At 69.2% G+C, this 24,288-nt stretch carries 25 protein-coding genes; 18 read left to right on the forward strand and 7 right to left on the reverse strand.

What is annotated here, in order from left to right; all coding sequences use genetic code 11:
- Positions 1-58: 58 nt before the first annotated feature.
- The 10 genes from lepB (at position 59) to G6N58_RS20055 (ending at position 8,551) form a co-directional block, all read left to right on the forward strand.
- Entirely contained in the window at positions 59-907 is an 849-nt protein-coding gene (gene lepB / locus G6N58_RS20010; protein ID WP_115277546.1) for a signal peptidase I, read from the forward strand.
- Entirely contained in the window at positions 908-1,624 is a 717-nt protein-coding gene (locus G6N58_RS20015) for a ribonuclease HII (RefSeq protein ID WP_068916362.1), read from the forward strand. It begins immediately after the preceding gene.
- 43 nt (positions 1,625-1,667) lie between these two features.
- Positions 1,668-1,973, forward strand: a complete 306-nt coding sequence (locus G6N58_RS20020) for a DUF2469 domain-containing protein (RefSeq protein WP_019346355.1) — start codon at positions 1,668-1,670, stop codon at positions 1,971-1,973.
- A 108-nt stretch (positions 1,974-2,081) separates the two neighbouring features.
- Positions 2,082-2,459 (forward strand): YraN family protein, encoded by a 378-nt coding sequence (locus tag G6N58_RS20025; protein WP_115277545.1) that lies wholly within the window; start codon positions 2,082-2,084, stop codon positions 2,457-2,459.
- Positions 2,459-3,967, forward strand: coding sequence for a YifB family Mg chelatase-like AAA ATPase (locus G6N58_RS20030; protein ID WP_115277544.1), 1,509 nt, complete (start codon positions 2,459-2,461; stop codon positions 3,965-3,967). Before G6N58_RS20025 ends, G6N58_RS20030 begins: the two co-directional genes overlap by 1 nt.
- Positions 3,964-5,094: a DNA-processing protein DprA gene (gene dprA / locus G6N58_RS20035; protein ID WP_115277543.1), complete on the forward strand. Its 1,131-nt coding sequence runs from the start codon at positions 3,964-3,966 to the stop codon at positions 5,092-5,094. The genes G6N58_RS20030 and dprA overlap by 4 nt, the downstream gene beginning before the upstream one ends.
- Before the next feature lie 33 nt (positions 5,095-5,127).
- Positions 5,128-5,799 (forward strand): cytochrome b, encoded by a 672-nt coding sequence (locus G6N58_RS20040; RefSeq protein WP_115277542.1) that lies wholly within the window; start codon positions 5,128-5,130, stop codon positions 5,797-5,799.
- Positions 5,800-5,855: 56 nt separating this feature from the next.
- Entirely contained in the window at positions 5,856-6,701 is an 846-nt protein-coding gene (locus G6N58_RS20045) for a siderophore-interacting protein (protein WP_115281394.1), read from the forward strand.
- 62 nt (positions 6,702-6,763) lie between these two features.
- A complete protein-coding gene (locus tag G6N58_RS20050; protein ID WP_115277541.1) occupies positions 6,764-7,681 on the forward strand; it encodes a tyrosine recombinase XerC in 918 nt (305 codons plus the stop codon).
- 84 nt (positions 7,682-7,765) lie between these two features.
- Complete coding sequence (locus G6N58_RS20055) at positions 7,766-8,551, forward strand: alpha/beta fold hydrolase (protein ID WP_232067939.1); 786 nt, start codon at positions 7,766-7,768, stop codon at positions 8,549-8,551.
- On the opposite strand, the gene G6N58_RS20060 is transcribed toward G6N58_RS20055, so the two are convergent.
- A complete protein-coding gene (locus G6N58_RS20060) occupies positions 8,535-9,026 on the reverse strand; it encodes a murein hydrolase activator EnvC family protein (RefSeq protein WP_115277539.1) in 492 nt (163 codons plus the stop codon). The genes G6N58_RS20055 and G6N58_RS20060 overlap by 17 nt on opposite strands.
- Before the next feature lie 288 nt (positions 9,027-9,314).
- Here G6N58_RS20060 and rpsB point away from each other — a divergent pair, with 288 nt between their 5' ends.
- Together rpsB and tsf are read left to right on the forward strand one after the other, a co-directional pair.
- The gene (gene rpsB / locus G6N58_RS20065) at positions 9,315-10,133 is read left to right on the forward strand and encodes a 30S ribosomal protein S2 (protein WP_068916371.1); all 819 of its coding nucleotides are present in this window, start codon (positions 9,315-9,317) and stop codon (positions 10,131-10,133) included.
- A gap of 17 nt (positions 10,134-10,150) precedes the next feature.
- Entirely contained in the window at positions 10,151-10,966 is an 816-nt protein-coding gene (gene tsf / locus G6N58_RS20070; RefSeq protein ID WP_068916372.1) for a translation elongation factor Ts, read from the forward strand.
- A gap of 94 nt (positions 10,967-11,060) precedes the next feature.
- On the opposite strand, the gene G6N58_RS20075 is transcribed toward tsf, so the two are convergent.
- Positions 11,061-11,765 carry a sensor domain-containing protein gene (locus tag G6N58_RS20075; RefSeq protein ID WP_163908282.1) on the reverse strand — a complete coding sequence of 235 codons (705 nt, stop codon included), beginning with the start codon at positions 11,763-11,765 and terminating at the stop codon, positions 11,061-11,063.
- A gap of 55 nt (positions 11,766-11,820) precedes the next feature.
- Here G6N58_RS20075 and G6N58_RS20080 point away from each other — a divergent pair, with 55 nt between their 5' ends.
- The 6 genes from G6N58_RS20080 to G6N58_RS20105 all read left to right on the forward strand — a co-directional run bounded on the left by G6N58_RS20080 (position 11,821) and on the right by G6N58_RS20105 (position 19,395).
- A complete protein-coding gene (locus G6N58_RS20080) occupies positions 11,821-13,227 on the forward strand; it encodes an amidase (protein WP_115277537.1) in 1,407 nt (468 codons plus the stop codon).
- Positions 13,228-13,369: 142 nt separating this feature from the next.
- Entirely contained in the window at positions 13,370-14,542 is a 1,173-nt protein-coding gene (locus G6N58_RS20085; protein WP_115277536.1) for an ABC transporter permease, read from the forward strand.
- Complete coding sequence (locus G6N58_RS20090; RefSeq protein ID WP_115277535.1) at positions 14,539-15,105, forward strand: FtsX-like permease family protein; 567 nt, start codon at positions 14,539-14,541, stop codon at positions 15,103-15,105. The genes G6N58_RS20085 and G6N58_RS20090 overlap by 4 nt, the downstream gene beginning before the upstream one ends.
- Positions 15,106-15,112: 7 nt before the next feature.
- The gene (locus G6N58_RS20095) at positions 15,113-15,838 is read left to right on the forward strand and encodes an ABC transporter ATP-binding protein (protein ID WP_115277534.1); all 726 of its coding nucleotides are present in this window, start codon (positions 15,113-15,115) and stop codon (positions 15,836-15,838) included.
- Between the two features lie 42 nt (positions 15,839-15,880).
- Entirely contained in the window at positions 15,881-17,383 is a 1,503-nt protein-coding gene (locus G6N58_RS20100) for an APC family permease (protein ID WP_163908284.1), read from the forward strand.
- Positions 17,380-19,395: a primary-amine oxidase gene (locus G6N58_RS20105; protein ID WP_115277533.1), complete on the forward strand. Its 2,016-nt coding sequence runs from the start codon at positions 17,380-17,382 to the stop codon at positions 19,393-19,395. Before G6N58_RS20100 ends, G6N58_RS20105 begins: the two co-directional genes overlap by 4 nt.
- Here the strand turns inward: G6N58_RS20105 and G6N58_RS20110 are convergent.
- Genes G6N58_RS20110 through G6N58_RS20130 form a run of 5 tightly spaced genes read right to left on the reverse strand, consistent with a single transcriptional unit; the run spans position 19,392 to position 24,142 of the window.
- Complete coding sequence (locus G6N58_RS20110) at positions 19,392-19,982, reverse strand: ABC transporter ATP-binding protein (protein WP_115277532.1); 591 nt, start codon at positions 19,980-19,982, stop codon at positions 19,392-19,394. The genes G6N58_RS20105 and G6N58_RS20110 overlap by 4 nt on opposite strands.
- A complete protein-coding gene (locus tag G6N58_RS20115) occupies positions 19,979-20,743 on the reverse strand; it encodes an ATP-binding cassette domain-containing protein (protein ID WP_115281392.1) in 765 nt (254 codons plus the stop codon). The genes G6N58_RS20110 and G6N58_RS20115 overlap by 4 nt, the downstream gene beginning before the upstream one ends.
- Positions 20,743-21,564 (reverse strand): ABC transporter permease, encoded by an 822-nt coding sequence (locus G6N58_RS20120; protein WP_115277531.1) that lies wholly within the window; start codon positions 21,562-21,564, stop codon positions 20,743-20,745. Before G6N58_RS20120 ends, G6N58_RS20115 begins: the two co-directional genes overlap by 1 nt.
- Positions 21,561-22,565 carry an ABC transporter permease gene (locus G6N58_RS20125; protein WP_068916382.1) on the reverse strand — a complete coding sequence of 335 codons (1,005 nt, stop codon included), beginning with the start codon at positions 22,563-22,565 and terminating at the stop codon, positions 21,561-21,563. The genes G6N58_RS20120 and G6N58_RS20125 overlap by 4 nt, the downstream gene beginning before the upstream one ends.
- Positions 22,562-24,142, reverse strand: coding sequence for an ABC transporter substrate-binding protein (locus tag G6N58_RS20130; RefSeq protein ID WP_163908286.1), 1,581 nt, complete (start codon positions 24,140-24,142; stop codon positions 22,562-22,564). The genes G6N58_RS20125 and G6N58_RS20130 overlap by 4 nt, the downstream gene beginning before the upstream one ends.
- Between the last annotated feature and the right edge of the window lie 146 nt (positions 24,143-24,288).

Raw genomic sequence — 24,288 nt, forward strand, 5'->3', positions numbered from 1 at the left:
TGCGCGTGAGGCGTTGCCGCATCCGTGCGGTACCGGCAACGCTGACTACGCTGATGCCGTGACCGACACCGAGGACTCGGCCGACCGGGCTGACGAAGTGACCGACCCGGACGTCGATGAGGTAGATCGCACCGGCGACGACGAGAAGCCCAAGAAAAAGAGCTCCGCGCTGCGCGAGGGCGCCATTCTCGTCAGCATCGCCCTGGTCCTGTACTACGTGATGCTGACCTTCGTGGCGCGGCCCTACCTGATTCCCTCGGAATCCATGGAGCCGACGCTGCACGGCTGCCCCGGCTGCGTCGGCGACCGCATCATGGTCGACAAGCTGACCTACCGTTTCACCGATCCGGCTCCCGGCGACGTCGTGGTGTTCAAGGGCCCACCGTCCTGGAGCGTCGGCTACAAGTCCATCCGCTCGGACAACCCGGCGATCCGCGCGGTGCAGGACGCGCTGTCGTTCGTCGGCTTCGTCCCGCCCGACCAGAACGATCTGGTGAAGCGCATCATCGCCGTCGGCGGACAGACCGTGGAATGCCGAGCCGACACCGGGCTGACCGTGGACGGCAAGAAGCTCGACGAGCCGTACCTCGACCCCACCACGATGATGGCCGACCCGGCGATCTACCCGTGTCTGGGCAATGAGTTCGGTCCGGTGACCGTGCCGGAGAACCGGCTGTGGGTGATGGGTGACAACCGGACCCACTCAGCGGATTCGCGCGCCCACTGCACCAGCTCTCCTGCGGACGCGCAGAATGGTCTGATCTGCACCGGCGATCCCACCAACGGCACCATCCCGGTGGAGAACGTCATCGGCAAGGCGCGGTTCATCGCGTGGCCGCCGTCGCGGTGGGGTGGGGTGACCACGGTCAACCCGCAGGAGAATTCGACTGCGTCGCAGGGTGCCTGAGTGCCTGCTGCCTGGCCGCCGCGCACCGTGATCCGCAAATCGTCGGGTCTGCGCACACTGGAGTCCGCGTTGTACCGCAGCGGCCTCGGGCCGGTGGCCGGCGTGGACGAGGTGGGCCGCGGCGCCTGCGCGGGTCCGCTGGTGGTGGCCGCCTGCGTGCTGGGGCCTAACCGGTTGACCAGCCTGGCCCGCCTCGACGATTCCAAAAAGCTCAACGAAAAGGAGCGGGAGCGACTGTTCCCGCTGATCAAGCGGTACGCGCTGGCCTATCACGTGGTGTTCATCAGTTCCACGGAGGTGGACCGCCGCGGGGTGCACGTCGCCAACATCGAAGGGATGCGCCGCGCGGTCGCCGGACTGTCGATGCGCCCGGGCTATGTGCTCTCCGACGGCTTCCGGGTGCCCGGGTTGCCGATGCCGTCGCTGCCGGTGATCTCCGGTGACGCTGCTGCCGCCTGCATCGCAGCCGCGAGTGTGCTGGCCAAGGTGAGCCGGGACCGGCTGATGGTGGCGATGGAACGTGAGCATCCCGGCTACGGTTTCGCCGTCCACAAGGGCTACAGCACCGCCGCGCACACCGAGGCGTTGGCGCGGCTGGGTGCGTCGGTGCAACACCGGCATTCGTTCATCAACGTGCGACGCGTCGCCGGTGTGCAGGTGGTCGAGATGACCGGCGACGCCGATCCTGCGCTGGAGCAGCGCAGTGAACTCGGGTAGGACAGGATGAGGGGACCGATCGACATGAAGGACAGCTGGACCGATGAGCGCTGAGGATCTCGAGAAGTACGAAACCGAGATGGAGCTCTCGCTGTACCGCGAATACAAGGACATCGTGGGGCAGTTCAGCTACGTCGTGGAGACCGAGCGGCGGTTCTACCTGGCCAACAGTGTCGAATTGATCCCGCGGAACTCCGACGGCGAGGTGTACTTCGAGCTGCGGTTGGCCGACGCCTGGGTGTGGGACATGTACCGCCCGGCCCGGTTCGTCAAGCAGGTCCGGGTCATCACGTTCAAGGACGTGAACATCGAAGAGGTCGAGAAGCCGGAGCTGCGGCTGCCGGAGTAGTTCGCAGGTCCTGTGGATGAAGTGCTGACTGTGGACAACTGGGCCGTTTCGGGCTGATTTGTCGGTCGGCGTCTGCGCGGTGTCGGAGGCTGGTCGCACGCTGCGTGCATGACTGGTTGGGATGCGTGGACGCGGGCGCAGTTGGGTGCCTTCGGTGAGCAGTGTGCGGTGGATCATCTGGTGGCCGCGGGGCTGGTGATCCTGAGCCGCAACTGGCGGTGCCGCTACGGCGAGCTGGACATCGTGGCCGCCGACCCGGTGTCCAACACCGTGGTCTTCGTCGAGGTGAAGACCCGATCGGGGGACGGTTTCGGCGGAGTGGCCGAGGCGGTGACGGCCACCAAGGTGCGCCGCTTGCGACGCCTGGCGGCGCTGTGGCTGGCCGCGCAGGACCGGCACTGGGCCGGGGTGCGCATCGATGTCATCGGGGTGCGCGTGGGCCGCTGCCGCGAGCCCGAGCTCTCCTACGTCATGGGAGTTGGCTGATGGCGCTGGGGCGGGCGTTCTCGATGGCGGTGCGCGGGGTGGCCGGGGAGACCGTCGAGATCGAGGCCGACATCAACGGCGGATTGCCGGGAGTGCATCTGGTCGGGCTGCCGGATGCGGTGTTGCAGGAATCGCGGGACCGGGTGCGCTCGGCGATCACCAACAGCGGCGCCACCTGGCCGATGGCGCGGTTGACCTTGGCGCTGTCGCCGGCGACGTTGCCGAAGATGGGCTCGGTCTACGACGTGGCGCTGGCGGCGGCGGTGATGTCAGCCGAAGGCGGCAAGTCCTGGTATCGACTCGAAAAGACAGTGCTGCTGGGCGAATTGGCTCTCGACGGCCGGGTGCGGCCGGTGCGTGGTGTGTTGCCCGCGTTGTTGGCGGCGCAGCGCCAGGGCTGGGCCACGGCGGTGGTGCCGGTCGGCAACCTGGGCGAGGCCAGCCTGGTCGACGGGATCGAGGTGCTGGGCGTGGGCACGTTGAACGAGTTGCGGGCGTGGCTCGACGGCGGTGCGCTGGCCGGTCGGATACAGGTGGTGGCGCCGGCGCCGGAGCCGACGGCGGATCTGGCCGATGTCCTGGGGCAGGCGCAGGCGCGGTTCGCCATCGAAGTGGCGGCCGCCGGGGCGCATCACGTGATGATGACCGGCCCGCCCGGGGTGGGCAAAACGATGTTGGCGCAGCGCCTTCCAGGGCTGTTGCCGGCACTGACCGAAGAAGAATCCCTGGAGGTCACCGCCATCCATTCGGTGGCCGGGGTGCTTTCGGATGCCACGCCGCTGGTCACCCGGGCCCCGTTTGTGGCGCCCCATCCCACCTCGAGTGTGGCAGCGATGGTGGGCGGCGGATCCGGGATGGCGCGCCCCGGCGCCATCAGCCGGGCCCACCGCGGTGTGCTGTTCCTCGACGAATGCGCCGAGATCGGCACCTCGGTGCTGGAGGCGCTGCGGACCCCACTGGAGGCCGGCGAGGTCCATCTGGCGCGCCGCGACGGGGTGGCCCACTACCCGGCGCGCTTCCAGTTGGTGCTGGCGGCCAACCCGTGTCCGTGTGCACCACCGGATCCGCGCGACTGCATCTGCCCGGCCGCGGTGAAACGGCGCTACCTCGGCAAGCTGTCCGGCCCGCTGATGGACCGCGTCGATCTGAAGGTCGAGCTGCAGCCGGTGCGGACCACGGCCTTCGCCGCCGAGACAGGTGAGCCCACCGAGGCGGTGCGGCAACGTGTTTCGGCGGCCCGCGATGCCGCGGCAGCGCGGTGGAGGCGGCACGGCATCCGCACCAATGCCGAGGTGAGCGGACCGCTGCTGCGACTGGAGTACCGGCTGCACGCCGACACCATGCGGCCGCTCAGTGCCGCGATGGGCCGTGGTCTGATCAGCATCCGCGGCGTCGACCGTTGCCTGCGGGTCGCGTGGACGCTGGCCGATCTGGCCGGCCGTGGGCAACCGAACGCCGACGACGTGGCGATGGCGCTGAGTTTTCGGCAGTCGGGGGCGGGACGGTGATCCGGCAGGAGCGGCTGGCATGGGCGTATCTGTCCCGGGTCGCCGAGCCACCGTGCCCGCCGCTGGCCGAACTGGTTCATGCCGTGGGTGTCGTGGAGGCCGCCGACCGGGTGCGCCGCGGTGCGGTACCACCCGAGGTGCTCAGCAGGGTGGAGGCCAGGCAAGAGATGGACTGTGCCGCAGAGGATCTCGAGATTCTGGACCGCCGCGGCGGGCGGTTGATCACCCCGGATGATGACGAATGGCCCGATTTCGCCATGCTCGCATTCACGACCGAGCGGCCCGGCACCACCCGTCGGGCCGAGGATCATCCGCCCCTGGTGCTGTGGGCGGTCGGCCCGGCGACAGCGGCCCAGGTGGCCTACCGCGCGGTCGCCGTCGTGGGCACCCGGGCCTGCACCACTTATGGCGAACAGGTCGCCGCGGACCTGACGGCGGGCCTGGTGGAACGTGACGTGGCCGTGGTCTCCGGTGGTGCGTACGGCATCGACGGCGCTGCGCACCGGGCTGCGCTGGCGTGTGAGGGGGTGACGGTGGCGGTGCTGGCCGGCGGCGTCGACGTGCCCTACCCCGCCGGGCATTCGGCGCTGCTGCACCGGGTGGCCACCCACGGACTCATGCTCAGCGAGTATCCCCCCGGGGTGCGGCCGGCGCGCTACCGCTTCCTGACCCGAAACCGGTTGGTAGCGGGGCTCTCCGGAGCCACGGTGGTGGTGGAGGCGGGACTGCGTAGCGGGGCCGCCAACACCGCGGCCTGGGCCCGGACGCTGGGCCGCACCGTCTGTGTGGTGCCCGGGCCGGTCACCTCGGCGGCGTCGGCGGGCTGTCATCAGCTGCTGCGCAGCAACCCCGCCGCCGTGCTGGTGACCCGAGCGGACGAGATCGTCGAGGAGATGGGCCGGATGGGTGAACTGGCCGAGGAGCCCGAGCACCCCGCCACCGCCCTGGACGCGCTGACCCCGGTGCAGCAGCGGGTGTACGAGGCGCTGCCGGGGCGCGGGGCGCGCACCCTGGAGGAAGTGGCCGCCGGCGCCGGAGTGGCGGTGCCCCAGGTGATGGGCCAGCTGGCCTTGCTGGAACTCGAGGGCCTGGTGCGGCGCGACGACGGGAGGTGGCGGCTGGCCTGACAGATTCCGCTGATCGCCGCGACACTGGTGGGCATGCGTCTGCGCAATGGTCCGCACGGGTACGGGCTCGCCACCTTAGTGCTGCACTGGCTCACCGTTGCCGCGCTGATCGCCCAGTTTGGCGTCGGCCTCACCATGGAAGCCGACGACGCCGCGTTCGACCGCGAAGATGCCCGGATCGACCAGCTCGAAGACCTCGGCGAGGAGGCGGCCGAGCAGGGCGGCGAGGCCGGCGAGGAAGCGTTCGAGGCCTACATCGACAGGCTCGACGACGAACTGGACGCCCGCGAAGACGGGTACGTGGGGGCGGCGCTGAGCGATCTGGCCCGCGGTGACGGGCTGCGCGACGGGATTTCCCTGCCCGAGGCACATGTGTTGCTGGGAGTGACCCTGCTGGCACTGGGTCTGGTGCGGGTGGTGTGGCGGCGCACCACCCCGCTGCCGCCGTGGGCGCCGTACCTCTCGATGCGTGAACGTACGGTGGAGTCTGCGGCCGAGAAGCTGCTGCTTGCTTCGCTGTTCGTGGTGCCGCTGACCGGCCTGCTACTGGTTTGGGTGGGGACGGACTGGCTGTGGCTGCACATTGCTGCGCAACTGGTGTTCCTGGCGGGCCTGGCAGTCCACGTCGGGCTGGTGATGCGCCACACGGTGTTTCGCCGCGACGGTCAGCTGCGCCGCATGCTCGCAGGGGAGCGCCCCGCCTGAACAGCTCCGACTCGTATAGTCGGTTTCGGAGTACGCAGACGACGATGGGAGGCGATGTGGCGGGCCGACCACTACACGCGTTCGAAGTGATCCGCACCGAGCAGCTGGCACCGCACATGGTGCGGGTGGTACTCGGGGGTGACGGTTTCGCGACGTTCACCCCCAGCGAGTTCACCGACTCCTATGTCAAGATCGCCTTCATCCCCTCCGCGGTCGACGTCGCCTCGCTGAAAACACCGTTGACCATGGACAGCTTCAAGAAACTGCCCGCCGTCGACCAGCCGACTCTGCGCACGTACACGGTCCGCAACGTCGACGTACAGGCACGCGAGATCGCGATCGATTTCGTGACCCACGGTGAGCACGGCGTGGCCGGGGCGTGGGCGGGCAAGGCCCGGCCGGGGGAGCCGGTGTACCTGATGGGCCCCAGCGGCGCCTACGCGCCGGACCCGGGCGCCGACTGGCACCTGCTGGCCGGCGACGAGTCCGCCATCCCGGCGATCAGCACCGCCGTCGCCGCACTGCCCGCCGACGCGGTGGGACAGGTGTTCATCGAGATCGCCGGGCCCGAGCACGAGGTGCCGATCGAGGCACCCGAGGGGGTCCGGGTGCACTGGATCTACCGCGGCGGCCGCGCCGACCTGGTGCCCGAAGACACCGCCGGAGACCATGCCCCGCTGATCGATGCCGTGAAGAACGCGCCGTGGCTGCCAGGCCAGGTGCAGGTGTTCATCCATGGCGAAGCGCAGGCCGTGATGCACAACCTGCGGCCCTACGTCCGCAAGGACCGTGGCGTCGACGCCAAGTGGGCGTCGATTTCCGGGTACTGGCGCCGCGGCCGCACCGAGGAGACGTTCCGGCAGTGGAAGGCCGAGCTGGCCAAAGCCGAGGGAAACGGCTAGCAAGTACGGACACGCGGTCCGGGGTCGGCCCGTTGGTCACACCGGTCTGAGACGGTGGGGGAGTGCAGTCCTTCGATGTCGAGCCCGTACTCGACGAGTTCGCCGAGTACCTGGCGCTCGAGCGTGGCCGATCGCCGCACACCCGGCGGGCCTACCTCGGCGATCTGAGGTCGCTGTTCGAGTTCGCCGCGCAGCGTCACCCGTCCGCGGGTCTGACGGCGCTGACGCTGCCGGTGTTGCGTGCCTGGCTGGCTGCCCAAGCCGCGGCAGGTGCGGCGCGGACCACGCTGGCCCGCCGCACCTCGGCGATCAAGACCTTCACCGCGTGGGCGGTGCGCCGCGGGCTGCTCGACACCGATCCCGCCGCCCGGCTGCAGATGCCCAAGGCGCGCCGGACCCTGCCTTCGGTGCTGCGCCAGGATCAGGCGCTGGCCGCGATGGCTGCGGCCGAAGTCGGTGCCCGCGAAGGGGATCCGCTGGCGCTGCGGGACCGGCTGATCGTCGAGCTGCTGTACGCCACCGGCATCCGGGTCAGCGAACTCTGCGGGCTGGACATCGACGATGTGGACCTGCCCCGCCGGTTGCTGCGGGTGCTCGGCAAGGGCGACAAGCAGCGCACGGCCCCGTTCGGTGAGCCGGCCGAGGACGCCCTGCGGGCCTGGCTGGCCGACGGCCGCCCGGCCCTGGTCAACGGCAATTCCGGCCCGGCGTTGCTGCTGGGAGCCCGGGGTGGGCGCCTCGACGCCCGGCAGGCCCGCACCGTCGTACACCAGACCATGAGCGCGGTCTCGGGTGCGCCCGATCTGGGCCCGCACGGTCTGCGGCACAGTGCCGCCACCCACCTGCTCGAGGGCGGGGCCGACCTGCGGGTGGTGCAGGAACTGCTGGGGCATTCCACCTTGGCGACCACGCAGCTCTACACCCATGTGACCGTCGCGCGGCTGCGTGCCGTGCACGACCAGGCACACCCCCGAGCGTAGTCCGTGGTTGCCAGAGCTTCCGTCGAATTGCCCTGGGGCACTGTCTCTTACCTCGAGTGGCCAGGGGAGCCGGCTGCGCGAACCGTGCTGTTGCTGCACGGTGCGGGCGTCGACAGTGCCGAACTGTCCTGGGGCGCACTGGGGTCCGAGTTGGCCGCGGCCGGCCACCGGGTGCTGGCGCCCGACCATCCCGGCTACGGAGCGAGTGCGCCCGGGCCGACGACGCAGCAGGGCCTGGTTGATTACGTCGGCCGGTTCGTCGACGCGCTGGACCTGGGCGCGCATGTCGTAGCCGGGCTGTCGCTGGGTGGCGGACTGGCCATCGGACACGGCCTGGCCCGCCCCGCCGCGGTACGCGGGGCTGTCCTGCTGGGTAGCTACGGGCTGATGCCCCGTCTGAGTGACGGCCCGTTCTCGGTGGTCCGTCAGGTGTGTACCTGGGCGCTGGTCCGCACCGGGTTGCTCGCCGTGTTGTCGCAGGCGATGGTGCACAGCAACGCTGCCCTGGATGCCAGCCTGGCCGCACTGATCCGGGACCCCGCCAAGCGCACCCCGGAACTGTTGGCACAGGTACGCGCTGCAGCGCGCGCCGGCCACGGCCTGGACACCTTCGCGCGGTGGCAGCGTTCAGAGGTCCGTTGGGACCGGTTGGCCTCCGACTACCGCGACCGGCTCCCGGGCTTTCGGCCACCGGCCCTGATCGTGCACGGCGACCGGGATTCCTCGGTGCCCATCGCCCGTGCCGTCGCCGCGCAGGCGCAGATCCCCGGCGCGCGGCTGCGGATCGTCACCGGCGCGGGCCACTGGGTACAGCGCGACCAGCCGGGAGCTGTGCTGGCAGCGATGCGGGAGTTCATGGCATCGGTTTGAGGCGCACCCGGGTGGACCTCAGCAGGTCCCGCGGGTCGATGTAGTCGGCCCGGGCCGACGGCCCCCACATTGCGCCCCAGTGCAGGCAGGCCGGCGCTCCGCAGCCCGCATGCCCGGGCACCAGGGTGCCGATCGGGGTGCCGCCATCCACCCGCTGACCTGCGCGTACCCCCGGCTGCACCGGCTGATACGTCGTCCGCAGGCCGCCCGGGTGCTCCAGCGAGACCAGCGGACTGCCCGCCAGGGTGCCGGCATAGACCACCCGCGCGGGTGCCGCGGCCAGCACCGCCTGCCCGTCGGCGCCGGCCAGATCCACGCCGCGGTGCCCCGGTGTCCAATTCGGGCGGGGTGCGTCGAAGCCCCGCAGCACCGCCGGGGTGGGCCGCAGCGGCCACTGCAGCCGGGTGGTCTGCGCGCCCGCCGAGGCGGTGCCGAGGGTGGCCACGACGGCGAGGATCACCAGGACAAGGCGCATACGTGCAGTTCATCGGGTGTGCGCAGCGCCGCGCCAGTCACTGCGCCCGAAGCTGGGGATGAGCTGCGCTGTGTGGACAAAGCACCTGTTCCGACGGTGTAAACTTCTACCCGCAACTCGCTTCGGTGAGTTGACTTCGCGCGCCTGCGACGCAGCCCCGTTCCACCAAGGCTGCAACCCCTGTGCCGACGGTCCCGTGTTTTCACGGGTTCGGCATGGGCGCAGGCGCCAGGGTTCGGCATCACCCGATGCCGGGCGAACAACCGAGATACAGAGGTATGGCCAACCATGGCTGTTGTAACCATGAAGCAGCTGCTCGACAGCGGCGCGCACTTCGGGCATCAGACCCGACGCTGGAACCCCAAGATGAAGCGGTTCATCTTCACCGACCGCAACGGCATCTACATCATCGACCTGCAGCAGACGCTGACCTACATCGACAAGGCGTACGAGTTCGTCAAGGAAACCGTCGCCCACGGTGGCACCGTCCTGTTCGTCGGCACCAAGAAGCAGGCGCAGGAGTCCATCGCCGATGAGGCCACCCGCGTCGGCATGCCGTATGTGAACCAGCGCTGGCTGGGCGGCATGCTCACCAACTTCTCCACCGTCCACAAGCGTCTGCAGCGTCTCAAGGAACTCGAGGCCATGGAGCAGACCGGCGGTTTCGAAGGTCGCACCAAGAAGGAAATCCTCATGCTCACGCGTGAGAAGAACAAGCTCGAGCGCAGCCTCGGCGGTATCCGCGACATGGCCAAGGTGCCCTCGGCCATGTGGGTGGTCGACACCAACAAGGAGCACCTGGCCGTCAACGAGGCGATCAAGCTGGGCATCCCGGTGATCGCCATCCTCGACACCAACTGCGACCCGGATCAGGTGAACTACCCGATTCCGGGTAACGACGACGCCATCCGTTCGGCCGCCCTGCTGACCAAGGTGGTGGCCTCCGCGGTCGCCGAGGGTCTGCAGGCCCGCGCCGGTGGCGCCAGCGCCGACGGCAAGCCCGAGGCTGCGGCCGGCGAGCCGCTGGCCGAGTGGGAGCAGGAGCTGCTGGCCTCTGCGACCACCGGTGCCGAGCCCGCTGCTGAAACCTCCACTGACGCTTCGTAATTCGAAGGAAGAACTACATGGCTAACTACACCGCTGCCGACGTCAAGCGCCTGCGGGACTTGACCGGTGCCGGGATGCTCGACTCCAAGAACGCTCTCGTCGAGGCCGAAGGCGACTTCGACAAGGCCGTCGAGCTGCTGCGGATCAAGGGCGCCAAGGACGTCGGCAAGCGCGCTGAGCGCGCCACCGCCGAAGGTCTGGTGGCGGCCAAGGGCGGCGCGCTGATCGAGCTGAACGCCGAGACCGACTTCGTGGCCAAGAACGCCGAGTTCCAGGCGCTCGCGGACAAGATCCTCGAGGTCGCCGTGGAGTCCAAGGCTGCCGACGTCGACGCCCTCAAGGGCGCCAAGATCGGTGACAGCACTGTCGAGCAGGCCGTCGCCGACCTGTCGGCCAAGATCGGTGAGAAGCTCGAACTGCGCCGCTCGGTGTTCTTCGACGGCACCGTCGAGACCTACCTGCACAAGCGGGCCGCGGACCTGCCGCCGGCGGTCGGCGTGCTCGTCGAGTACACCGGCTCCGATGCCGGCGCAGCGCACGCGGTGGCTCTGCAGATCGCCGCGCTGAAGGCCAAGTACCTGACGCGTGACGAGGTGCCTGCCGACATCGTGGCCAACGAGCGCCGCATCGCCGAGGAGACCGCCAAGTCCGAGGGCAAGCCGGAGCAGGCGCTGCCCAAGATCGTCGAAGGTCGCCTCACCGGGTTCTTCAAGGACGTCGTGCTGCTGGATCAGCCGTCGGTGTCCGACAGCAAGAAGTCGGTCAAGGCGCTGCTCGACGACGCCGGCGTGACCGTGACCCGCTTCGTGCGGTTCGAGGTCGGCCAGCAGTAGCAGACCCGAGCGGCGCACCCACCGCTCGATTGCAAGAGACCCCGCGTCCGGGGCCGGTGATCCCGGCCGGCGCGGGGTTTCTTCGTCTCAGGGCTCAGGGGATCTTGCCGACGATCTCGGCCACGATGTCCGCGCTGGTGCCCGCGTCGACGTCATCGCCGCACACCGCCACGTCCGCGACCACATTGGACCGGGCGGCCAGCGAGCGTGAGCAGGCCCAGCCATCGCCGCCCTCCTGGTAGTTCAGTACCGAGACGACGTTGTTGTCGGTGACGGTGTCGCCGATCGTCCAGGTGTCGGTGACCGTGTCGGATTGTTTGATGCTCACCGGGTTGCCCGCGCAGGCCCGCCAGGCGACCTCGGATTCGCGGACGAAGCGCTGCGCCCCGCCGGCTCCCGGGTAGAGCGCAACGAACTGGAACGCGATGTAGTCGGCGCTGTCGTCCGGTTGCGTGACGCGCTGGCCGAGCGCCGTGACGTATCCCGTCCCGCGATACACATCGGCCATCGCCGAGAACGCCGCGCCCAGGCAGCCGGCGTCGCCGGTGACCGTCTGCCCCGGGTCCAGGGCCACCGCGCGCTCGGAGGTGTCGCTGATGGTCATGTTCGTGGTGCCCAGGATCTCGTCGAAGTCGCCCGGCTTGAGGAGAAGGTCGGGCAGATCGTTGACGGTCACATCCCGAAACGACGTGCCCGTGCCGCCGGCCGCCACGGGGGTGCCGGCCACGGTGGTGCTGCAGCCGCTGATCACGCACGCACACAGGGCCGCCGACCATCCGATGACCTTGCTGGGACGCACGACGACACCGTACGCGCCCTTCTTATTAGACACATGTATTGCTAGCGTGCTGGGAATGACCCGTGTCCGCGCGTTCGGTGATGACGCTCTGTCCGATCTCGACGCCATAGGGGTGGTGCACGCGCTGCGTAGTGGCACGGTCAGCCGGGTCGAACTGGTCGAAGCGGCCATCGCCCGCGCCGAGGCGGTCAACGCCGCCCTCAACGGCGTGGCGTACCGGGCCTACGACAGCGCCAGGACCCGCGCCGCGGCCCGCACCCGGTACGGCGGCTTCTTCGACGGGGTGCCCACCTTTGTCAAGGACAACGTCGCCGTCGCCGGCATGCCCACCATGGAGGGCGCCGATGCCTGGCATCCCCGGCCGGAAGCAGCTGACGGCGACTTCGCCCGGGATTATCTGGCCACCGGACTGCTGCCGCTGGGCAAGACGCAGATGTCGGAGTTCGGCTTCAGTGCCTCCGCAGAGCACCCGCGGTTGCGCCCGGTGCGCAACCCGTGGGACACCGACCGCACTGCCGGGGCGTCCTCCTCGGGTGCCGGTGCCTTCGTCGCGGCGGGTGTGGTGCCCATCGCCCATGCCAATGACGGCGGGGGTTCCATCCGGATACCCGCCTCCTGCAACGGGCTGGTGGGCCTCAAACCCACCCGCGGCCGACTCCCGCTGGACCGCACCGTGCGCCAGATGCCCATCCGCATCGTCGCCAACGGCGTCGTGACCCGCTCGGTGCGTGACACCGCGGCGTTCTTCCGCGAGATGGAGCGCATCCGTCCGGCCCGCACGCTGCCACCGATCGGCGACGTCACCGGTCCGGGACGCGCCCGGCTGCGGGTGGTGGTGTTCACCTCGTCGCTGAAACGGGAGTGCGCACCCGAAGTCCGGCAGCGCACCTTGGACACCGCCGCGCTCCTCGAACGACTGGGACACCGGGTGGAGGTGCGCGACGAACGGCCGCCGGTCCCGGCCACATTCGCCGACGACTTCGTTCTGTACTGGGCGCTGCTGGCCATGGCGCTGGTGCGCGGCGGCCGTCGCCGGTTCGGGGACTCCTTCGATCGCAGTCGGCTGGACAATCTGACCCTCGGCCTGGACCGCCACGCCGCCCGCAATCTGCACCGGCTTCCGGGCGCGCTGGCCCGACTCGCCCTGACCCGCAGACAGAGCGAACCGATGATGCGTGACCACGACGTGGTGCTCACCCCCACCCTGACCGAGGAGCCGCCGCGGATCGGGCATCTCGATCCGATGGCGGACTACCCGCAGATCATCGGCCGGCTCGAGGACTGGGTGGCGTTCACCCCGCTGCAGAACATCACCGGCGACCCGGCCATCTCCCTGCCACTGGCGCAGTCGGAGGCGGGACTGCCGATCGGCATGATGTTCACCGCCAGGGCGGGGCAGGAGGCCATGTTGTTGGCCCTGGCCTTCGAACTCGAAGAGGCGCAACCGTTCCCGAGGCTGTGAGGTAACTGTGCGCCGATCGGCCGGGACGCAACGAAATCCGTAGTCGGGCGACACGCGTACTTAACTCGGACCTCTGCGAGTTAACGCATTCGACATTCCCGGCGGCTACTGCCGGAAACAGGGCGCTCCCACCATTCCTGCTGTGGAGACCTCTGCACCTGCAGCGACCCCATCCCGCACACCGGACATCGCCGCCGCCGCTTCCGGGAACACCTTCCTGTGCCTGGTGCGGTTCGCGCTGGCCAACATCCGGCGCCGACCGGAACGGTTCGTGTTGTCGGTCCTGGGTATCGCGCTCGCCATCGCCTGTGTCGTCGTAGTCCGCACCATCGCAGCAAGTTTCGCGATCACCGGGGCGGACTCGGTGAGCGACGTGCTCGGCGAGTCCCCGCTGTGGGTGGTACCCGCGGCGGGCGTGCACTTCGACCAGGACGCGCAGGCGCTGGTCGCCGACGGCCCGGCCCCGACGATCACCCTGCCGGACGGCTGGCGCGGATTGCGCACCGTCTCGGGTGTCACCGACGTCGACGGGCAGGCGGTGTCACTGCGCGGTAGCGACGACATCGACTCCGGGCGAGCAGTTCTGGGGTCCGAGCTGGCCACCCGACTGGGTGTGACCCCGGGTGGGACCGTCACGGTGGGGGGCCGTGACCTCGCCGTCGACATCGCCGGAACCGGACAGTCGATGCTGGTGACCACCGACGTCGCGGAATCCGTGGTGGGCGACAACGGATGGTGGACCGTCGATGCGCCCGCCGGCGAGCAGTCCCGCCGCGATCTGGCCCAGGTGCTCGGTGCGGCGACCGGCCTGCCGTCCACCCCGGATCCGGCCGTCGCACCCGATCCCGCCGGTGCCGGGCTGATCTACGACACCGTCGGCGGCTCCGGCCCGCTGACCTTTGAGCAGAAGTTCTCGGCGCTGTTCTCCGGCGAGGTCACCAGTTCCACCCTGGGGTTGATCTCCATTGTCGGACTGGGGCTGGGCTTCGTGATCGCGGTGTCGTCGTTCCTGGCCGCCGTGCAGGAACGCAAACGCGAATTCGGCATCATGAGCAGCATCGGCCTGGCCGACGAGGTGCTCTATTTCTTCCTCGTCGAATCGTTCCTGGTGTTCATCGCCGCCTACCTGGTCGGCGTGATCGGCGCCGGTGCCGCGGTGGCGCTGGTGATCCCGGGCATCGCCACCGTCACCGCCTGGGGGCAGGCCTCGGCCATGGTGGCGGCCTTCCTGCCGGCGATGGCCATCGTCGGCGCGCTGGTCCCGGTCCACCGGCTGCTGCAGCAGCGTCCCGTCGCCCTTCTGGAGGCTCGATGATCAGCAAAGGTCTTGGCTACGGCTGGCTTTCGGCCCGGCGGCGGATCTCGGAGATGGTGTTACCGATCGTGACCACCGCTACCGGGGCATTTCTGGTGGTGCTGGTGTTCGGGATGTCCGCTGGCATCAGCGCCCAGTCCGCCACCCTGGGCCACGCCGAGGAGATCAACCGCGCCGTCATCCTGATCGCCGTCACCGTCCTGCTGGTGGGCGTGGTGGAGGTGGCGGTGGCCACCACCCGCACGATCGCCCATCGCACCCGTGAACTCGGCGTGCTCAGCGCCAACGGCATCCCACGTGGCCCCGTGGTGGCCGCACTCCTGGTGGAACCTGTTGTCGCAGCGGTGCTCGGCGCCCTGGCCGGTGCCGCCCTGGCGGCGGTCGCCGCCGTGGTGCTGGCCGCGGTGGGCCTGGTCGGCACCGGCATCTCCTACGGAGGCCTGCTCGCCGGGGTGCTGATCGCGATCGTGGTCAGCATCCTGGCCGCCGTCGCCACCAGCATCGTGCCCACCTGGAACGCGGCGTCGCATCCGCCCATCCGTTCTCTGACCGCAGGAGGCTAGACACACCATGACCGCACTGAACGAGTCATCGGCATCCGGCACCGACACCGGGGCGGGGAGCAAGCCGGTCATCGAGATCACCGACGTGTGGAAACTGCACAAGCTGGGCGACGAGGTGGTCAAGGCGCTGGTGGCCGCCGAACTGACAGTCATGCCAGGCGAATTCGTCTGTCTGATGGGGCCCAGCGGCAGCGGCAAGTCCACCCTGCTGAACATCATCGGCGGCCTGGACCGGCCCACCAAGGGCACCGTGATGCTGGCCGGACAGGACACCTCGACGCTGAGTGAGAGCCAGTTCGCGGCACTGCGCCACGACACCATCGGGTTCATCTTCCAGAGCTACAACCTCATCCCGTTCCTCTCGGCGGTGGAGAACGTGGAACTGCCACTGATGTTCGAGCCCTACGACCGCAAGGCGTTGCGCAAGCGCGCCACCGAACTGTTGGAGCTGGTGGGTCTGGGCCACCGCATCAACCACCAGCCCACCAAGATGTCCGGTGGGGAACAACAGCGCACCGCGATTGCGCGGTCGCTGATCAGCAACCCGACGCTGGTGCTCGCCGACGAGCCCACCGCCAACCTGGACCACCGGACGGGGGAGACGGTGGTCCGCATGCTGCGTGACCTGTGCTCGACACTGGGCGTCACGGTGGTCGCCAGCACCCACGATCCCACGGTGGCCGACGAAGCGAGCCGTGTCGTCCGCATGAAAGACGGACAGATCATCAACTGAAGCAACCTTTTTCGTCCTGATGGCTACCCCCTTGGAGACCCGATGACACAAGCTGAAGCCGCGCCGCCGGCCGACCGCGACAAACTGATGACCACCGAGCTGGTCCCCGAACAGATCCTGCCGAAGGTGATGAGTACCTTCGGTCTCACGGCCGCCTACGTCTTCATCATCTGCTGGGTCACCGGGTCGTCCATCATGGCCGCGGGCGGCTGGACGGCCATCCCGATGTGGGTGCTGGGGATCCTGACGTTCCTGGTACCGGCCGGCATGGCCGTCGTCGAACTCGGCAACCTGTGGCCCGGCCAAGGTGGGGTGTACATCTGGGCGTATCGCACCATGGGGGAGACCTGGGGCTTCATCGGCGGCTACCTGTCCTGGGTGCCGGTCATCCTCAACGCCGCGTCGTCCCCGGCGGTGGTGTTGCAGTTCCTGCTCCTGGCCTTCCACACCGAACTCGGCCTGACCACCAGCATCATCTTGCAGCTGGTGATCCTGTGGACCGTGATCGGACTGGCGCTGGCGAAGCTGGCCGCCAACCAGAAGATCATGAACATCGTCTTCGTGGTGTACGGAGTGCTGACGCTGATCATCTTCATCAGCGGCCTGATGTTCGCCGTGGAGAACGGCTCCGCCACCCCGTTCAGCTGGGCCGAGGCCACCATCCCGAACTTCGCGGTCGCGGGTTTCCTCTACGGCACGGTGCTGCTGTACCTGCTCGGTGTCGAGACGCCCTACAACATGGGCGCGGAGTTCCTGTCGGTGCGTCGCAGCGGACCCAGGATGATCTTGTGGGGCTCAACGGCTCTGGTGGCCATCTACCTGTTGACCACACTGGGCACCATGATGGCGCTGCCCACCGACGAGATCGACCCGGTGACCGGGATCATCGGCATGCTCGACGTGGCCGGCTTCCCCGGTCTGATGGAGATCTGCGCCGTCGTGCTGGCGTTCATCATCATCGTGGCGCTGATGACCTACCAGGTGGCGTATTCGCGGTTGATCTTCGTCTCCGGCCTGGAGCGCCACCTGCCGCGTATCTTCACCCACCTGAACCCGCGCACCCGCAACCCGGTGACCGCCATCCTGATCCAGGGCGTGCTGTCCTCGCTGATCCTGGTGGGCCTGTACTCCCAGAGCAGCATGGCCAACGTGACGATCTACCTGCAGGGTGGCCTGAGCACGGTCTGGCTGCTGTCCGGATTCTTCTTCCTGATTCCGGTGGTGGTGGCGCGCAAGCGGTATGCCGACCGGTATGCCAACGAGAAGTTCTGGCGGATCCCCGGCGGTATGGCCGGTGTCTGGGCGGTCGTCATCGTGGGCTCCATCGGCACCATCGGCGGCATCTACTACTCGTTCGTCACACCCTGGATCGACGTCCCGCAGGCCACCTGGATGACCTGGGTGGGCGGCATCAGCCTCGGAATGTTCGCCCTCGGCCTGGTGGTCTACATCTTCGGACGCCGGTCGGCGCGCAAGACCAGCCAGGAAGACTCCCTGGCACACCTGGCCGTGTTCGATCTGAACAAGGAGGACAACCCCGCATGACGATGGACAGCACGGTGCTGAGCACCCCGGGTGCCGGTGATTCAGTCAGCTATCCACTGGACCCGCTGTCCGGCGCAGAGATCGAGACGGCGGCGCGGATCATCACGGAGTCCGAATACGGCACTCCCACCTTGAAATTCGTGATGATCCAGCTGGCCGAGCCGGACAAGACCCCCGAGCTGACCTTCGCCGGTGCCGAGGTCTCTCGTCAGGCGTTCGTCACCATGTACGACGGGGCCGCCAAGATGATCTACGAGGCTGTGGTCGACGTCGTGGCCGGCACCATCGACGCCTGGAAAGCCGTTCCGGGCCGCTTCCCCTCCTACCTGGTGGAGCACATGACCGGCGTCGAGGAGAAGGTGCGCCAGGACCCACGGTGGCAGGAGGCCATGCGCAAGCGCGGCGTCACCGACTTCAGCCTGGCGATGATCGATCCGTGGCCGGCCGGGTACTACGGCCAGCAGGACCACTACGACAACTCGCCGCTGATCTGTCGTCCGCTGACGTTCATGCGGGCGGCACCGTCAGAGCACGGCTACGCCCGCCCGGTGGAAGGTCTGATCGTCACCTTCGATCTGGACGCCATGGAGGTCGTCGACATCGAGGACCACGGCGTGGTGCCGCTGCCGCCGAAAGCCGGCAACTACGACCCGCGCTTCATGTTCGACCCGGACAACCGGCCGGCATTCACGCACTTCCGCGACGGTGTCAAACCCATCGAGATCACCCAGCCCGACGGACCGAGCTTCACCGTCGACGGCTGGAACGTGCAGTGGCAGAAATGGTCTCTGCGGATCGGGTTCAATCCACGCGAGGGCCTGACCATTCACGAGGTCACCTACACCGACCGCGGCGAGACCCGCCCCATCCTCTACCGGGGATCGCTGTCGGAGATGGTGGTGCCCTACGGGGACAGCTCGCCGACGCACTGGAACAAGAACGTCTTCGACATGGGCGAGGTGGGCATGGGTTTTTCGGCGAACCCGCTGACCCTGGGCTGCGACTGCCTGGGGGAGATCCACTACTTCGACGGCACGGTCAACGATTCCAGCGGCAACGCGGTCACCATCCCGAACGCCATCTGCATGCACGAGGAGGACTACGGGATCTCCTGGAAGCACACGGATTTCCGCACCGAGGAAGTGGAGGTGCGCCGCTCACGCCGGCTGGTGATCTCGATGATCTGCACCGTCGGCAACTACGAGTATGGCTTCTTCTGGTACTTCTACAACGACGCCTCCATCGAAGTGGAAGTGAAGCTCTCCGGCGTGCTGACCACCGGGTCGATCCCGGAGGGCGAACTGCCCCGGTGGGGCAAGATGGTGGCCCCGGGCATCTACGGCCCCAACCACCAGCATTTCTTCAACTTCCGCCTGGACATGAGCATCGACGGCCCGGGAAACAGTGTCTATGAGGTGGATTCGGTCCCCGAGCCGGATCCCGCACTGAATCCGCACAAGAACGCCTGGATCACCCAGGACACGTTGGTGGCTTCGGAAGCCGAGGGGGCCAGGGACTGGAACTGGTCCACCGGCCGGTACTGGAAGGTGGCCAATCCCTCCAAGGTCAACGAACTGGGTGCCCCCACCGCCTACAAGCTCACCCCGAAAGAGGTGGTGCCGGTGATGGTGCAGGAGGGGTCCTACATCTACGACCGGGCCCGCTTCGTCCAGCACAACCTGTGGGTCACCAAGTACGACCCGGCGGAGATGTTCGCCGCCGGCGACTACATGTACCAGTCGGCCGACGTCCAGGGGTTGCCGGAGTTCATCGCCGACGACGCACCGCTGGAGGACACCGATGTGGTGCTCTGGTACACCGTGGGCGCCCACCACGTGGTGCGCCCGGAGGACTGGCCGGTGATGCCATGCGCCTACGCAGGGTTCCACCTCAAGCCGGTCGGCTTCTTCGACGGCAACCCCGCACTGGACCTCCCGCCCAGCCCGCCGGCGGCCTGCCACTCGGCGCATCATGCGGGACTGCCGGTGGCCGAACGGGCCCGGGAGTCCTAAGAGGGTCCCAATTCGAGGACGTCGCCGGTCAATCCGGCGACGATCCTCGGATCATGGCTCACCACCACCACTCCCGCACCGGTGTCGGCCATCTGACAGATGAGCTGCACCACGGCCGCGGCGGCGATCGGGTCCAGCATCGCGGTGGGCTCGTCGCACAGCAGGAACGTCGGCCGGGCCACCAGCGCCCGGGCCAGGCAGGCCCGCTGCAACTGGCCGTCGCTGACCTGCGCCGGGTAGCGATCCAGCAGCGCGGGGTCCAGGCCCACCCTGGTGATCACCTCATCGAGATCAACGCCGGAGCGGCGGATCCTGGCCGGCTCGGTGATCACCGCCCGCAACGGCCAGCGTGGATTGCACACCAGGCGCGGGTGCTGGGCCAGCATGCCGACAGACCCCTCGCGGTGCACCGTGCCGCCGTCGGGTGCCTGCAGACCGGCCAGCACCCGCAGCAGCGTGGTCTTGCCGCAGCCGGAGGGACCGGTGACACCCACGATGCTCCCCGCGCGCACGGTGAGGCTGACCCCGCTCAGCGCGGTCCGTCCGGCGTAGCCGACGGTGACGTCCTGCGCGCAGAGCCGGGTCATGTCCGCACCCCCGCGAAGAACCGCCGGCTGTAGTCGTCGGTGGCATCGGTGATCTCGGGCCACGGCCCCTGGGCCACCACAGTGCCGTCGCGCATGAAGGCCACGTCGTCACAGACCTCGGAGTCCGCCAGGGTCATCAGGTCGTGGGTGATCGCCAGCACGCCGGCGCCCGCCGCCGCGGCCGCGCCCAGCAGCGCCCAGATCGCCCCGGCATGTCCGGGGTCCAGCGCCGAGGTGGGCTCGTCGGCGATCAGCAGGGGCGGGCGGGCGGCGATGGCCGCCGCGATGGCCGCCCGCTGAGCCATGCCGCCGGACAGTTCATGCGGATACCGTGCGCCGGTGTCCGGCGGCAACTGGGCAGCGGCCAGCAGTTCGGCGGGATCCCGGTCGGCCCCGACGCGCCGGCACACCTCGGCGAGTTGGGCGCCGACGGTTCGCACTGGGGTGAACGACGTCGCCGCCGACTGCGGCACGAAGCCGATTCCGCGGCCGCGCACCGGACGCCATCGGGCTTCGGCCGCGGTGCTGAGATCCTCCCCACCGATCAGGATCCGCCCCTGCGTGCGGGAACCCGGGGGCAACAGCCCGCACAGCGCGGCGGCCACCAGGCTCTTGCCGCAACCGGATTCACCGATCAGCGCGGTGACGCGGCCGGCGGGCACGCTCAGGTGGACGTCGTGCAGTGGGCGCACCACCGGGGCGCCCCGGCCGCCTCGGGTGGCGATGTCGACGGTGAAGCCTTTCAACTCGGCAGCAGCCATCACCACACCCGCTCTGTCGGAGGCTCGTGGCGGCGCCGCAGCGCCGAGGCGGATGCGGCGAACGTCCACGCGGTCACGATCAGCGCGCCGGCCGGCACCACCAGCGTCCACCAGGCCCCGGAGAGGATGTCACCGCGGGCCTGCCCCAGCAGGGTGCCCAGGCTGGCCTGGTCCGGGGACAGTCCCACTCCCAGAAAGGACAGGGTGGACTCGTGCCACACCGCGTGCGGCAGCAGCATGACCATCGCCACCACCGCCTGACCGGTGACGGCGGGTACCAGGTGATGCCGCGCCACGAACCAGCGGGATCCGCCTGATAATCGGGACATCTGGACCCAGCCGGCGTCGGTGACGGCCAGCAACTCGGCGCGGACCACCCGGGCAACGGCCGGCCAGTGGGTGAGCCCGATGGAGGCGATGATGGCCAGCGGCTCGCCGCGCCACATCGCGGCGATCACGATCCCCACCACCAGATGCGGCAGCGCATTCACCCCGTCCACCACCCGCATCACCGTCGCATCGACCCAGCCGCCGGCCAGCACCGACCCGATGCCGATGACCGCCCCCAGCACCGTTGCCACCACCGCGCACGTCGCGGCGATCACCAGCGAGATCCGCAGTCCCTGGGCAGATCTGACCGCCAGGTCGTATCCGGAATGGTCGGTGCCGGCCAGGTGCGCCGGACCCGGTGGCTGCAACGCGCGGCCGAAGTCGGCCAGCTCATCTCCGGCCAGCAGTGGAATCAGCGCCGCCGCAGCAACAATGGAGGCCAGCAGCAGCCACGGCCACGGCAGCAGGCGCGCCCGCACGGGCGTGCTCACGCGCGCATTCCGATCCGGGGGTCGAGCGCCACCGCCGCGGCGTCGGACAGCGCCGAGCCCAGCAGCACCGCCAGCGCGGCGCCGACGGTCAGCGCCGCCATCAAAGCGAAGTCCAGTGCCGCTGCCGAATCCACCAGCACCGCCGCCACACCGGGCCAGCCGAACACGGTTTCGACAATGGCGGCACCGGCGATCAGCTCGGGCAGTCGGGTGCCCAGCAGAGCGAGCGTCGGCAGCACCGACACCGGCGCGATGTGCCCCCGCAGCAGCGGCCAGCCGTCGATACCGCGGGCGCGCGCCGAGCGCACCGCATCCGAGTCTCGCGCCGTGAGGACCTCGGCCCTGGTGGCCAGCAGCAGCCACGGGATCTGCGACAGCACCAACGCCGTCAAGGGCAGCAGCCCGTACGTCAGCAGCCCGGCCACGGTGTAGTCGGTACCGGGCGGGCGCGCACCCGAGGTGGGCAGCCAGCGCAGACCGACGGCGAACACCGTCACCAGGGACAACGACACCACGAACGGGGGCACCGCGGCGAAGGTGACGGCAAAGGCGTTGCACAGCCGGTCGATGAGCCCGCCGCGCATCCCCGCGACCGCACCCAGGGTCAGTGCGATCACCGCGCCGAGCACCAGGGCGGTGCCCGACAGGGCCAGGGTGAACGGCATCCGTTCGGCCAGCACGGTGCTCACCGGCTGGGACTGGGTGGACGACCAGCCCAGGTCGCCGGACAGGGCGGCCGACAGCCAGTGCCACCAGGCCTGCCACCACGGCTGGTCCAGATCGTAGGCGGCGCGCATGGCCTCACGCTGGGACTGGGTGGCGAACTGGTAGTTGCCGCCCAGATACGCCGCCAACGGGTCGAACGGGGACAGTGCGGCGACGAAGAACATGCCGACCGACACCGCGGCGGCCACCGGGATCGCGATCACGGCACGAATGCCGAGCAGGCGGGCCGCCGGGCCGATCCGATTGCGCCGCCACGTGCTTCGGTCGGTTGTCATCGGGTCCAGGCGTCCATCTGCCACCACGGCCCCCAGGTGACGCCGTGTGAATGCGGCTCCAGGATGGGTGCGGACTGGTTCCAGCCGAGGTCCCGGTAGGCGTAGGTGTGGTCCAGGAAGGCCAGGAACACATGCGACGGCTCGGCGATGTAGGTGGTCTGGATCTCGCGGTACAGGGCGTCTTTGCCTGCACCGGTGGCGGATTCGCGGGCCCGGTCCAGCAGCTTGTCCAGCCCGGGGGCGGTGAAGTTGCCCGGGTTGGCATACGGGGAGGAGTCCGGCAGGCGGGTGTGCAGCGTGTCATAGACCTGCGAGTCGATGCTGTAGGGCGTGGACCCGCCGCCGAGCAGTACCGCGGCGGTGTCGAACCGGGTATCGATCTCGTCCCAACTGGTCCCCCGCGGATTGACCTGGATGCCCAGCGGTTGCATGGCGGAGGCGAAGGCCACCGACAGATCGCGGCGCAGGGTGTCGGCTGCGTTGTACAGCAGCTCGAACTCGGCACGCGCCCCGCCCTTTTCGCGGACCCCGTCGCTGCCGAGCGCCCAGCCGGCCCGGTCCAGTACGGCGGTGGCCGCACCGGTGTCGAAGGCGAAGGAGGCCTGCGGAGAGTAGGCGGGACCGTAGACATCGCCGATGGGGGTGTCGGCGGGGCGGCCGTGGCCGTCGAGCACATCGCGGATCACCGCGGCGCGGTCCACGCCCAGGTTCATCGCCAGCCGGGCCTGCGGATCCGCGGTGAACGCGAGCCCGGCCGGGAACGAAACACCGCGCCAGTCGGCGGATTTGACCGCGACGGTGCGCACGTCCGCCGACTCCACCGAGCCGACCAGTTTGGGCGGGAGGTTCGCCCCGTCGACCTCGCCTGTGGTGATGCGCTGGGCCCGGGTGTTGTCATCGGGGGTGTAGGTGTACACCAGCCGGGTGACCTGCGGCCGCTGGCCCCAGTAGTCATCGCGGGCCACCAGTACCGCCTGATCGGGACGCAGGCTGTCCAGCCGGTAGGGACCGGTGCCCACCGGTTCGGTGTTCAGGGTCCAGTCCGCAGCCGGGGCGTCCTGCACCCGTTCGGACGGCACGATCCCGGTGAGCAGGTACGGCGACGGGTCGGTGTCGGTGTTCACCTCGACGATGACCGCCTGCGGGCCGTCGGCGGTGACGGCGGTGACAGGGGCGACGTTGGTGGCGATGTCGGAGGCGACGGCCGGGTTCTTCAGCGCGGCGTAGGTGGCCACCACGTCGGCGGAGTCCAGCGAGCTGCCGTCGGAGAACGTCACGCCGTCGCGCAGTGCCACGCGCCAGCGGCGTGGTGCCACCGGTTCGGGGGCTGACGCGGCCAGCGCCGGAACCAAGTCGGGGATCTGGGCGTCGGAGTCGGCCTGCGGGCGCAGCAGCCCTTCGTAGATGGGGGAGACGCCGAGCTCGCCGTAGCTGACGAAGGGGCTGTAGCCGCCCAGTTCCTGCCCCTCGGCGAGGATGATCTGGTCGGGCTGCTGCCGGTCTGCGGCGGGGCCCGCGCACCCGGTGGCGATCAGCAGGGTCGTCACCAAGGCCGGCCCGATCCACCTCGACGTCATCGATCCTCTTCCGCTCATCTGTTCAATTGGTCAGGCGAGACCCTACCTGGCAATCGGCTGTGTGCCATCGGGCGGCGGCGTGGCCAACTTCCGTGGTGGGCACTCCGGCGAACAACCCATGAGGCAGGATGGAGCCAGCCGTCCAG

The organism is Mycolicibacterium tokaiense (assembly GCF_010725885.1).
In the GTDB taxonomy this organism is placed as follows: Bacteria; Actinomycetota; Actinomycetes; order Mycobacteriales; family Mycobacteriaceae; genus Mycobacterium; species Mycobacterium tokaiense.

Bases quoted from the DNA above. Each gene is read 5' to 3' on its own strand.
- G6N58_RS20020 (WP_019346355.1), top strand. From the start codon at position 1,668: ATGAGCGCTGAGGATCTCGAGAAGTACGAAACCGAGATGGAGCTCTCG.
- G6N58_RS20025 (WP_115277545.1), top strand. From the start codon at position 2,082: ATGACTGGTTGGGATGCGTGGACGCGGGCGCAGTTGGGTGCCTTCGGT.
- G6N58_RS20030 (WP_115277544.1), top strand. From the start codon at position 2,459: ATGGCGCTGGGGCGGGCGTTCTCGATGGCGGTGCGCGGGGTGGCCGGG.
- G6N58_RS20040 (WP_115277542.1), top strand. From the start codon at position 5,128: ATGCGTCTGCGCAATGGTCCGCACGGGTACGGGCTCGCCACCTTAGTG.
- G6N58_RS20060 (WP_115277539.1), bottom strand. From the start codon at position 9,026: ATGCGCCTTGTCCTGGTGATCCTCGCCGTCGTGGCCACCCTCGGCACC.
- rpsB (WP_068916371.1), top strand. From the start codon at position 9,315: ATGGCTGTTGTAACCATGAAGCAGCTGCTCGACAGCGGCGCGCACTTC.
- tsf (WP_068916372.1), top strand. From the start codon at position 10,151: ATGGCTAACTACACCGCTGCCGACGTCAAGCGCCTGCGGGACTTGACC.
- G6N58_RS20080 (WP_115277537.1), top strand. From the start codon at position 11,821: ATGACCCGTGTCCGCGCGTTCGGTGATGACGCTCTGTCCGATCTCGAC.
- G6N58_RS20090 (WP_115277535.1), top strand. From the start codon at position 14,539: ATGATCAGCAAAGGTCTTGGCTACGGCTGGCTTTCGGCCCGGCGGCGG.
- G6N58_RS20095 (WP_115277534.1), top strand. From the start codon at position 15,113: ATGACCGCACTGAACGAGTCATCGGCATCCGGCACCGACACCGGGGCG.
- G6N58_RS20100 (WP_163908284.1), top strand. From the start codon at position 15,881: ATGACACAAGCTGAAGCCGCGCCGCCGGCCGACCGCGACAAACTGATG.
- G6N58_RS20105 (WP_115277533.1), top strand. From the start codon at position 17,380: ATGACGATGGACAGCACGGTGCTGAGCACCCCGGGTGCCGGTGATTCA.
- G6N58_RS20110 (WP_115277532.1), bottom strand. From the start codon at position 19,982: ATGACCCGGCTCTGCGCGCAGGACGTCACCGTCGGCTACGCCGGACGG.
- G6N58_RS20115 (WP_115281392.1), bottom strand. From the start codon at position 20,743: ATGGCTGCTGCCGAGTTGAAAGGCTTCACCGTCGACATCGCCACCCGA.
- G6N58_RS20125 (WP_068916382.1), bottom strand. From the start codon at position 22,565: ATGACAACCGACCGAAGCACGTGGCGGCGCAATCGGATCGGCCCGGCG.
- G6N58_RS20130 (WP_163908286.1), bottom strand. From the start codon at position 24,142: ATGACGTCGAGGTGGATCGGGCCGGCCTTGGTGACGACCCTGCTGATC.